This window comes from Thermodesulfovibrionales bacterium (assembly GCA_026417875.1).
In the GTDB taxonomy this organism is placed as follows: Bacteria; Nitrospirota; Thermodesulfovibrionia; order Thermodesulfovibrionales; family CALJEL01; genus CALJEL01.
The window spans coordinates 1-10,990 of sequence record JAOACK010000060.1; the positions used below are offsets into that span (position 1 = coordinate 1).

The 10,990-nt window shown below is 39.4% G+C and carries 8 protein-coding genes; 6 read left to right on the top strand and 2 right to left on the bottom strand.

Features of this window, described 5'->3' with window-relative positions; all coding sequences use genetic code 11:
• Positions 1–141: 141 nt before the first annotated feature.
• From N2257_09205 to N2257_09230, 6 genes are all read left to right on the top strand, one after another.
• Complete coding sequence (locus tag N2257_09205; protein MCX7794561.1) at positions 142–873, top strand: hypothetical protein; 732 nt, start codon at positions 142–144, stop codon at positions 871–873.
• Between the two features lie 509 nt (positions 874–1,382).
• Positions 1,383–5,261 carry a response regulator gene (locus N2257_09210; GenBank protein MCX7794562.1) on the top strand — a complete coding sequence of 1,293 codons (3,879 nt, stop codon included), beginning with the start codon at positions 1,383–1,385 and terminating at the stop codon, positions 5,259–5,261.
• A 196-nt stretch (positions 5,262–5,457) separates the two neighbouring features.
• Complete coding sequence (locus tag N2257_09215; protein MCX7794563.1) at positions 5,458–6,012, top strand: hypothetical protein; 555 nt, start codon at positions 5,458–5,460, stop codon at positions 6,010–6,012.
• Entirely contained in the window at positions 5,957–6,490 is a 534-nt protein-coding gene (locus tag N2257_09220) for an ABC transporter substrate-binding protein (GenBank protein MCX7794564.1), read from the top strand. Before N2257_09215 ends, N2257_09220 begins: the two co-directional genes overlap by 56 nt.
• A 373-nt stretch (positions 6,491–6,863) precedes the next feature.
• A complete protein-coding gene (locus tag N2257_09225) occupies positions 6,864–8,036 on the top strand; it encodes a two-component system response regulator (GenBank protein MCX7794565.1) in 1,173 nt (390 codons plus the stop codon).
• A gap of 56 nt (positions 8,037–8,092) precedes the next feature.
• Positions 8,093–8,803: an rRNA pseudouridine synthase gene (locus N2257_09230; protein ID MCX7794566.1), complete on the top strand. Its 711-nt coding sequence runs from the start codon at positions 8,093–8,095 to the stop codon at positions 8,801–8,803.
• A gap of 147 nt (positions 8,804–8,950) precedes the next feature.
• On the opposite strand, the gene N2257_09235 is transcribed toward N2257_09230, so the two are convergent.
• Together N2257_09235 and N2257_09240 are read right to left on the bottom strand one after the other, a co-directional pair.
• Positions 8,951–10,207: an aminotransferase class III-fold pyridoxal phosphate-dependent enzyme gene (locus N2257_09235; GenBank protein MCX7794567.1), complete on the bottom strand. Its 1,257-nt coding sequence runs from the start codon at positions 10,205–10,207 to the stop codon at positions 8,951–8,953.
• A gap of 35 nt (positions 10,208–10,242) precedes the next feature.
• Positions 10,243–10,968, bottom strand: a complete 726-nt coding sequence (locus N2257_09240) for a hypothetical protein (GenBank protein MCX7794568.1) — start codon at positions 10,966–10,968, stop codon at positions 10,243–10,245.
• Between the last annotated feature and the right edge of the window lie 22 nt (positions 10,969–10,990).

Sequence of the window (10,990 nt, forward strand, 5' to 3'; positions counted from 1 at the left end):
GTGTTATGCTTGAAGGTACAGGGGTGGCTGAATCTGCAAGTGGTGTAATCACACCCCAGCACTTTCCTTATATGTACAGTATTGAAGTGCAGGGGGAAAAACAGCAGAACCCTCAGGAACGGGCACAATTAGAAGTCCTTTATGCCTACTAAAAAATCAAAAAAGATATTGGTAAGTATAAAGAAAAAAATAAAATTCGACAAAAGAGCTATTATATTTATAATCGGGGTTATACTCTTTTTTTTAATCATTTATCTCTTTCTGAAAGATGAAGAAAAAATCGCCCAGAAAGGACTTTCAGATAAATATCCTGCCGCACAGAAAATAGAAGTGATCCAACCAAAATCCATATATATTCCAACCATAGAGAAGGCATGGCTTGAACTCATAACTTCCGGCGATGGAGATGTTGTAAGGGTTGTCATAGAAAAAAAAGAACCAGATGTTGAGTATAGTTTTCAATGGAAGATAAACGGGAAAATCATTGAAAATTATGACAGAGATAGCATAACTGGTTTCAAGGAAGGAGATACAATAGGGCTGACAATCACATCTATTTTCAAAGATAAGGAGGGTCAACCGAGAGTTTTAAGTCTAACTGTACATTCTACTGTTCCAAAGGTTATGGGCATGACAGAGCCTAAAATCGAAAACGATATCATGGTGTTTAAGATTTTAATGGATGATGCTACAAAAGAAGGACTCATTTTTTCTCTTATCGAAGCCCCAAAAGGAATGGTCATTGATAATAACACAGGCGATGTCAAATGGAATATAAAAGATGTTCCTTCAGGTAGATATGAAGGCAAGGCACTCATTAAAAATAAAAAAGGTGCAGAGGTTTTATATCCTTTCAGTATAAATTTGAGCTAAATTTAGCTACTTTGATAAGAAGTCTTTAAGTTTTATATTTTTTATGTGAATTCACTCTCTCCATATGTTAAAATGTTCCAAATAAAATTAACTTTTTTTTATGAATATTATTCAAATTAAAGTCATTCAGGATTTTATATTGGAGGGTCTTTATAATATTCTCTCCAACGGCTGTGTTTTGAAAGATAATATAGCTCTTACAAGATTCTATAACATTGAAGCAATACTGTATAAAAGTTATATGCTGTTTACAGTAATTTAATGCTGGTAAAAAATGCAAATTCGGGGTTGTCAAGTTCGTTTCACACAAGGCGCTCGATTCTGATGAAAAAGGTTTTGAGGCAGTCCTTGCCGCATCTCAAGATTCAAAGAACGAGCAAATCTTATTTATCTATGATCGTCAGAATGCCCGTGGCTTGAAACTTCCACTAGAATTTGTAAAGAAGGAAAACAAGGTATACAGATGACTATTTTTAAAAAATTAGAGAAAAAATCAGGTGGGGAGGAATATGAGAATCATAAATAATGTAAAGTCCTTGTATACGGCCGTGGGGATTCTATCCCTCACCATTCTTATTGGAGTGTATGTAGATTACAGATATGAAACATTGTATGCCCGACACCACGAAATAGATAAAGTACGGGAACGTATAGTTAGACTCAATCAGGAAATAACAAACATGTTTCTTTTTGCTGTCCTTGAGAAGAATCCACTCCGTACCGCAAGCTACGATACTGTCTACAAAGAATTAGAAGAGACTATAAAGAATTTGGCTCAGCTTGCAAAACAGCTAAATTTCTTCCAGGAAGTTTCATCCTTGAGTGACAGCTTGAATAAACTCCATGCCATAGAAAAGAATGTCATTGATCTAATGAATAAAAACAATTGGGAAAAGGCAAGGGATATTCTGTTTGGCGATGAATATAAATTCGCAAAGAAGACTTATGAACTCGATAGCGAGACAGCAATGGACGCTATAGTGGTCCAGTTGAACTTAATGGCAAAGCGTTTTAGCAAAATCAGGCTGGCTTTTCTAGCTATGCGGATTGGTGCCCTTGTGCTTCTTTTAGGCGTAGGCATCATGTTTTCACGTCGTACAAAATCTGACATGGCTGAACAGATACGCCTACGGAGTGAAATAGAGGCCTATAATATGGAGCTTGAACAACGTGTGAGTGAGAGAACAGAAGAGCTTCGATTATATTCCATTGAAATGGAAGAAAGGGCAAATTTGGAAAAAGCCCTTTCAAATCTGAACATCCGTATTCAGAATGCCAAAAACATTTCAGAGGTATCAAAATATGCCCTTGACACAATCATCGACTTGTTCAAGGCACCCAGAGGAGCCTTATTTGTTCTTGAGACAGCAGGTAGACTCTACAGAAAGGCACATTATGCCCTTCCTACCAATATAGCATTGCCTGAGTCCTTTGGTCTCAATGAAGGCACTATTGGTATGTGTGCACTAAAAGGCGAACCAATAATCACCACACCTACTGATGGGTCATTCTGGATTCAATTCGGTATAGGAACTGTAACTCCTGCCCAGGTCATAACCTATCCCCTCAAATCAAGTGGGGCTTTAGTGGGTGTGGTAGAACTGTGCCTTATTGAACCTATATCAGATAAACAAAGAAAATGGTTGGAAAATGCCTCTGAGTCCATTGCTGCATCTTTAAGAATAGCCATGGAGCAAGAGGAACGTCAGGTTGCTGAAGAACGTATCCACCTAATACTTGAATCTACTGATGAGGGTATCTTTGGTATGGATACAGAAGGATGTATTACCTTTGTTAATCCTGCTGCCTGTACTATGTTAGGTTATGATGCAGAGCATATTATTGGCAAACATTTCCACACTGTTTTCCAACACTCCCATATAGACGGCACCCCATATCCTTATGATACATGTCTTATGAAGACCGCTTTCTTAGGAGAAAAACTCCATGCCATTGATACAGAAGTCTTCTGGAGATATGATGGAACTGCTATACCAGTTGAATACTCGGCAACACCCATTTATAAAGATAATAAGGTCATAGGCTCTGTCGTTAGTTTTCGTGATATTACTAAGCGGAAAAAAGCCGAGGAGGCGTTAAAACAGGCAAAGGAGACCGCTGAAACAGCCACAAAGGCAAAATCTCATTTCCTTGCAAATGTGTCTCACGAGATAAGGACACCTATGAATGCTATAATAGGTATGTCCCACCTCGCACTTAAAACAGACCTTACTCCCAAACAGCGGGATTATATCACCAAAGCCCATTCCGCTGCAGTTTCACTTCTGGGTATTATAAACGATATTCTTGATTTATCCAAGATAGAGGCAGGGAAGTTCAGTGTGGAGAAGATTCCTTTCCACCTTGATGAAGTCCTCAATAATATCAGTACTGTTGTGGGGAGTAAGGCTCACGACAAGGGTCTTGAGGTCCTCTTTGATGTTGCAAGGGATGTACCCATGGGGCTCATCGGTGACCCTCTCAGGATAAATCAAGTTATCACAAACCTCATGGGCAACTCAGTTAAATTTACTGAAAAGGGTCAGATAACTCTGAAGATAGAGAAGGTTGAAGAAAAGGACGATCGGGTAAAAATCAAGTTCTCTATCTCTGACACGGGCATAGGAATGACCTCAGAGCAGGTTGGAAAGCTCTTTCATTCCTTTACCCAGGCTGATAGCTCAACAACAAGGAAATATGGCGGCACTGGATTGGGGCTTATAATCTGTAAGAAACTTGTAGAGAAGATGGATGGCGAGATATGGGTGGAGAGCGAATATGGCAAGGGTTCAACCTTTATCTTTACAGCATGGTTCGGACTGACTAAAGAGAAGGCTAAAAAGAGGATTGTTCCCGAATCTATCCAAGACATGCATGTCCTTATAGTTGACGACAATCCTGCAGCCAGAGAGATACTATCGGAGCTCTTAAGGGGGTTCACCTTAAGGCCCGATATGGTAGGAAGCGGCCCAGAGGCCATTGCCGCTGTAATGAATGAAGTAAAGGGCAATGACCCATACCAGATAGTATTTATGGACTGGCAGATGCCAAGCATGGATGGTATCGAGGCAACGAACCGAATCTTCTCACAAGTCCCTCCAGAGAAAAAGCCTGCTGTTATTATGTTTACAGCCTATGACACAGAAGTCGTTCGTGATCAAGCATATAAGATAGGCATTGATGTCTTCCTTTCTAAACCTGTAAGTCCTTCTTCGCTCTTGGACGCCATTGTGACGCTCTTTGGGAGAGATGAAGAAACGATCCATAAGGAAGCCACCTCTGATTATGACTCCTATTCCCTCAAAGGTATGAAGATTCTTCTTACAGAAGATAATGAGATCAACCAGCAGATTGCTATGGAGCTCATGGAATCAGTAGGTGCCCAGGTAACATTGGCAAATAACGGCAAGGAGTCTATCGACATACTTGAATCCTCTCCTGATGGCACCTTTGATGTAGTCCTTATGGACCTTCAGATGCCTGTCATGGATGGCTACGAGGCAACAAGACGGCTGAGAGCCAACCCACGATTCGATAAGCTCCCCATCATCGCCATGACTGCCCATGCTATGGTGGAGGAACAGGAGAGGACAAAGGCACTCGGGATGCAGGACCATGTCACTAAGCCTATTGACCCAGAAACTCTGTATAAGACACTTATGAGATATTATAAGACAACTGCTGATGTCTCATCTGTTTCAGAGAGGGAAAATCAAAAATCAGAAACAGACCTTCAGTCTCCTACTTTAAAAAGCCAATCTCCAGAATCCACGAGCTATAAGCCTGCCTCTGATACGCTCCCTGTTATCCCTGGTCTCGATACTGCTTCAGGACTTAAGCGAACTGCAAATAATATAAAGCTTTATAGAAAAATACTTATACAGTTTGTAGAGAGTCAGAAGGACGCTGTTTCAACAATACGGACTCTGCTTGCTCTCGGTCAGAGACATGATGCGGAGCGGACTGCACATACGATAAAGGGGGTCTCTGGAAATATTGGTGCATCAGAGGTTCAGGAAAAGGCAGCAGATGTCGAGGCTGCTATAAGAAACAATGAATCGGAAGATATGCTGAAACCAAAACTCGATTCCCTCGATGAAGTTCTTTCTGTGATGGTCAGCTCATTATCCACTGCTCTGGGGATTCAAGCAGAAATCTCTACCCCCTCTATATCAGGAGATCCAATCAAGGGAAGGGCAATTCTTGAAAAGCTGATTAATCTCCTTGGGAACTCCGACTCTGAAGCAGGTGAACTCTTTGAAACAAACCGAGATGACCTCTCAGCAGTACTTCCTGCCTCTGACCTTGATGCCATAGGTAAAGCAATAGAGGTGTTTGATTTTGAAAAGGCGGAGAATATATGTAGACAGGCTTATAATAATGTATAGGGTAAAGGAGATATGAATTTCAACCTTCACCAAAGGCAAGAGGGATATGTTTTCTGGCTCCGCGTGGAGAAGGGCAAAGAAAGCTCTTGAGATTGTGTCAGAGAGGATATGCAAAGGGGTGCTGAGAAAATAATTGACATGATAAAAAAAGGAGGCAGAAAATAAATAGGTTTTTAAGATGCAAAAGGAGGTTACTATGTCACTGGTAAGTAAAACTCCTTTGAAGGGTTTCCGAATATTGGTTAATGGGCTCAGCACAATTTTATTCCTTTTGTTTGTCTTAACCCCTAACACTGTTTTATGCCAGGACAAGAAGATAATCCGAATTGGTGTTGTCAAATTTGTTTCCCATGAGGCACTTGACTCGGACGAGAAAGGTTTTGAGGCAGCTCTTGTTGGATCCGGATTTAAGGAAGGAGTAAATGTTATCTATGATCGTCAGAATGCCCAGGGTGATATGAAAAAGGCCGAAGAAATAACCCAGAGATTTGTAAATCAGAAGGTAGACATGATTCATAGTATTGCTACCCCTAATACCCAGGCTGTAGTAAAAGCAACAAAAAATATTCCAATAGTCTTCTCATCCGTCACAGACCCAGTGGCAGCTGGTATTGTGCCAAAAGACAGCGCTCCTGGGAAAAAAAACAGGCACAAATGTGACAGGGGTGAGCGACCAGTGGCCAGTGCAATTACAGATGGAAACCTATGCCAAACTAGTCCCAAAGGCAAAGAAATGGGGTACCATTTATAATCCTGCTGAGGTGAATTCTGTAGTACATGTGAAGGTGATGAGAGAGGTGGCAAAGAAGCTGGGGATAGAACTGATTGAGACTACTATAAGCAGTACCAAAGAGGTACCTCAGGCTGCCAATTCTCTTGTTAGTAAGGTGCACATCATCGTTATTACCACTGATAACACTACCGTTGCAGGCCTGGAAGAGATAGTGAAAATATGCAATGAGAAAAAGATACCCCTTTTCGCTGGTGACTTAGAGAGTGTCAAACGAGGGGCAATTGCTGCATACGGTCTGGACTACTATCTGGTTGGCTATGCAGCTGGCAAGAAGGCAGTTCAGATTCTAAAGGGTATGAAGCCAGGTGATGTCCCTTGGGGGCCTGTTGAAAGGTTTGCCCTTGCTGTAAATGAGAATGCAGCAAAAGCCCAGGGCATAAAACTACCTTCTGAATTCCTGAAAAAGGCAAATAAGGTGTATAAATACTATTTTTGAATAGTGTAGGGAAAAAGTGTAAAGCTTTGTATCCAATTGTGGAGATTATGTGCCTCTTGTTCATTTAGGTTGAATCTAAAAAGGAATATATGATGGGAAAAAAGAGATAAAAATTATTGAAAAATTAATATTAATTACTATTGATTGCTATTGGCATATAACTTACAATAAATTGAAATCAGTCTAATGGATATAGCATGAGCAATTATTATGAATTCCACAAGATGATGACTATCCTAATTGTTGATGATGCCGCTAAGAGTATGTCAATGTTAAGTTCATTACTAAAGGGTAGAAAAACAAGATAAAATGCCAAAAAAAAGACAAGGAGTACTAACTTAAAGAATTCATTGATTTTTCAGGAGTAATATATATGGCAGATGTATTAAGCTTTGAACAAAAACCGATTGTCCTTGTTGTGGATGATACCCCAGCGAATCTTGCCCTGGTGAGTAGCCTATTAAAGGACGTTTATACAGTTAAGGTTGCAAATAAGGGTTCCCGAGCCCTCCAAGTTGCAGCCGCAAAACCAATGCCTGATTTAATCCTCCTTGACATAATGATGCCAGAGATGGATGGCTACGAGGTCATCCAGAAACTCAAAGAAAACCCAGAGACAGCAGATATCCCTGTAATTTTTCTTACTGCAAAGGCTGAAGTGGAAGATGAACAAAAAGGCTTTGAGCTTGGGGCAGTAGATTACATTACTAAGCCTATTAGCCCTCCTATAGTCCTTGCTCGCGTTAAGACACACCTTACCCTAAAGACTGCCAGAGATTTCCTCAAGGATAAGAATGAATATCTCGAAATAGAGATAAAAAGGCGGATAAAGGAATTGACCACTGCCCAGGACATGACTATTATGGCTATGGCATCTCTTGCAGAGACGCGTGATAGCGACACTGGGAATCACATTCGAAGGATACAGAGCTATGTAAAACTACTGGCTAAAAAACTTCAGAAATATCCACGTTTTGGTTATTTTCTTACTGATGAGAATATTGAACTGTTATACAAATCAGCACCCTTGCACGATATAGGTAAGGTAGGGATACCAGATAGGATTTTACTCAAGCCTGACCGCCTTACACCAGAAGAATTTGAAATCATGAAGAGCCACACACTTTTAGGCAAACATGCAATAGAAGAAGCAGAAAAGCTCTGTGATGAAAAGAATACATTTTTAAGCCTTGCTGGTGAGATATGTTTATATCATCATGAAAAATGGGATTGTAGCGGTTATCCTCTAGGGATAGGTGGTGATGAAATCCCTATATCTGCGAGATTGATGGCAATAGCAGATGTCTATGATGCCCTTATTTGTCGACGTGTCTATAAAGACCCTTTACCTCACGAAGAAGCTGTTAAGATCATTAAAGAAGGCTGGGGTATTCACTTTGACCCTGATGTGACTGATGCCTTTGTTGAAAATGCTGATGAATTTCTGGAAATTGCAGAACATTTTAAGGATACAGATAAGGATATTGAGGAGAAAATTGCATTTCTGAAAATGGTTAATTTGGATGAGAAATCGTGTAACTCATAAATGTAGTTATGTATATTATAAAATAATTTTTCTAATAATTTTATAAAGTTAAATTTATGCGTTTATCTAAATTTATCTCAGATTATGGTATTGCATCAAGGAGAAAGTCTGAAGAAATAATAAAGGCTGGCAGGATAAAAGTCAATAATGAGACAATATTAGACCCATCATTTGATATAGATTGTAATAAAGATGTCATAATGCTCGATGATGTCAGGATAAAAGATAATAAGAAGACAATCTATATCGCATTGTATAAACCTGTTAAATACATATCTGATTTAAAAGACGATAGAGGAAGAAAGATTGCCAGGGAACTTATTGATATTGAAGGAAAACTTTTTCCTGTCGGTAGGCTTGATTACAATTCAGAAGGGTTGATCCTTTTTACTAATGACGGTGAATTTGCAAATATTATAATGCATCCCAAGCATGAGATAGAAAAGGAATACTATGTAAAAGTGAAAGGTAGACTCGAAAGAGAAGACATCCTCCGATTGAGAAAAGGGGTTTTAATTGATAATTCACTTTGTAAGGTAGAAAGAATAGAATTTTTAAAACCATCAATCAAAAACAACTGGTATGTTTTTATTATTAAAGAAGGAAAAAATAGGATGATAAGAAATATGTGCTTAAAAGTCCATCATCCAGTTTTAAAACTAGTGAGGGTCCGTATAGGAAATATAAGGCTAGGTGGGCTTGAACCTGGTCAATACAGGTTATTAACAGAGAAGGAGGTCTCCCAGATTAAGTTAAAAAGACAATAAGATAAAAGTTAACATAATATTCCTTATCAGAACAAATAGATTTTTTTAAAGGGGGCTAAGTTAAGCCCCCTTTTTTATTTTAAAGCTAATCCAAGTACAAACTTTATAAACCTGCAAACCACTCAAAATAAAAAATTATGGATTTTATCACTTATCAAATTTTTCTTTTACACATTCCATAGATTCGTCTATTGCTTTAACAGTTAAATCTAAATCTTCCTCTGTGTGTCTGTATGAGATATAGGCATGATGATGTGGCGTAAAGAAGAAACCCTTTCTTATCATCTGGGTGTAAAATTCAGTCCTTTTTGCCCGCTTTGTTTCAGCATCACCTCTTTCAAAGGTTATAAAAAACATAGGCGCAACACCTGAAAGTTCAGCGCCTGTGTCATATTTATCCAATACCTTCTGAATCTTATTCAGGAATCTTTCACCTTTTTCCCATATATTCTCAATAACCTTATCTCGTTCGAGTATTTCAATGGTCTTTAATGCTGCAATATACCCATCACTGTTTGGGAAAAAAGTTGATGATATAAATAGCTTAGAAGCAGCAGCCATCATTACATCGTGCTTGCCTGTGACAACACTTATGGCATATCCATTTGCCATACCTTTCCCAAGGACAGTGAGATCAGGTTTAACACCGTATAGCTCTTGAGCACCACCCATCCTTAATCTAAAGCATGTCCTCACCTCATCGAATATCAGAACAGCCCCATATTTATCAGCCAATGCCCTTACACCTTCCAGGAAACCTGGTTTTGGGGTCTGCATCTTCTGATGGAGATGATGTCCGAAAGGTGTCATTATGATCGCTGCTGTTTCATTCCCATGAACTGCCATTAGTTTTTCAAGAGAATCTAAATCATTATAGTGAAATTCAAATACATCCTCATAATATTTCTGAGGGATGCCGCCTTTCATCTCAACACACCAGTCATGCCATCCATGATACCCGCAGCGCATTATCTTTATTTTGTTTGTATAAGCCCTTGCAATTCTTATACTTGCAGTTGTTGCATCAGAACCTGTCTTAAGAAATATACTCAACTCTGCAGAAGGTATGAGTTTATTTAATTTTTTTGCCAGTTCATTCTGATAGGGTTGGGTTAGAGAGAAACAGAAGCCTTTTTCCTTTATTTGTTTTATAACTGCGTCATCAACCTCTTCTTCCCTATATCCAAGTATAATGGGTCCATAACCGCATAGGAAATCGATATATTCATTTCCGTCAACATCAATTAATCTGCATCCTTTGCCATATTCAAGAAATATTGGATATTCACCCATTATAAAATCAGTTGGTTTTCTTGCACCAAGCACCCCGCCTGGAACAAGAGTCTTTGCTTCCTCATAAAGGGCAAGGCTCTTTGTTATGTTTAATCGCTGTCCTTCTTTCATATCAATTCCTCCTAAATTTTTAGTTTAAAATCCATTTATTCGACTTTTAACATAGACCTCACAGTCTCTGTTTGATGTATCCTTGCCCCTCTTTTTATCAACTCTGCAAGGAATTTTTCAGGGTCTATGCAGCCTTCAGGGGCAACCACGCCTTTTTCTTTTATTTCACCCGCACTGAACATCAAGGCTGCAATAGAAGCAGGTAACCCAGTCCCTGGGGCCATTCTTCCCACTATGTCTGCTGTATATGTTACCTGATTACCTCCTCTCGTGCCTTTTACAATAACCTTTAATCCTGATGCCTGTGGGCCATTGTCTCTACCTCTTGGTATTGAATCCCAGAGCTTAAGTGTAAGATCATATGGGACTATCTTCTGTCCTTTTACTTCAATAGGTTCTTTACTCAAGAAACCTGTATCCCTCTGTTCTTTAATGAGGCGGTCTACCCATAGAGGGATGAGTGCCCCTTTTATGACAACCTTTTTTACCCCTTTTATGTAACGAGGAATAGTTAAGGGTTGAGGGTGCCCAACATAACTTATAAGGCACTCTCCAAGGGGTTCAAGGAACCTCTCTAATTCTTCGCCGCTTCCACCATCTACATATTCAATCTTTTCGTCTATATATTGGGGTATCTTACCAAGGACCATGTGAAGGCTGTGGTCCCATGCTGCCCCTGCAAGCTCTGCTATGCTAACAACCCAGTATAGGTAGATTTCATCAACAGTGTCTAATTTATTGGCATACCATTTGACCAGCACATTATCTGTCTCTTATACACAT

Excerpts from the sequence above, each read along its gene's own strand:
- N2257_09205 (MCX7794561.1), top strand. The coding sequence starts at position 142 with ATGCCTACTAAAAAATCAAAAAAGATATTGGTAAGTATAAAGAAAAAA.
- N2257_09210 (MCX7794562.1), top strand. The coding sequence starts at position 1,383 with ATGAGAATCATAAATAATGTAAAGTCCTTGTATACGGCCGTGGGGATT.
- N2257_09215 (MCX7794563.1), top strand. The coding sequence starts at position 5,458 with ATGTCACTGGTAAGTAAAACTCCTTTGAAGGGTTTCCGAATATTGGTT.
- N2257_09220 (MCX7794564.1), top strand. The coding sequence starts at position 5,957 with ATGGAAACCTATGCCAAACTAGTCCCAAAGGCAAAGAAATGGGGTACC.
- N2257_09225 (MCX7794565.1), top strand. The coding sequence starts at position 6,864 with ATGGCAGATGTATTAAGCTTTGAACAAAAACCGATTGTCCTTGTTGTG.
- N2257_09230 (MCX7794566.1), top strand. The coding sequence starts at position 8,093 with ATGCGTTTATCTAAATTTATCTCAGATTATGGTATTGCATCAAGGAGA.
- N2257_09235 (MCX7794567.1), bottom strand. The coding sequence starts at position 10,207 with ATGAAAGAAGGACAGCGATTAAACATAACAAAGAGCCTTGCCCTTTAT.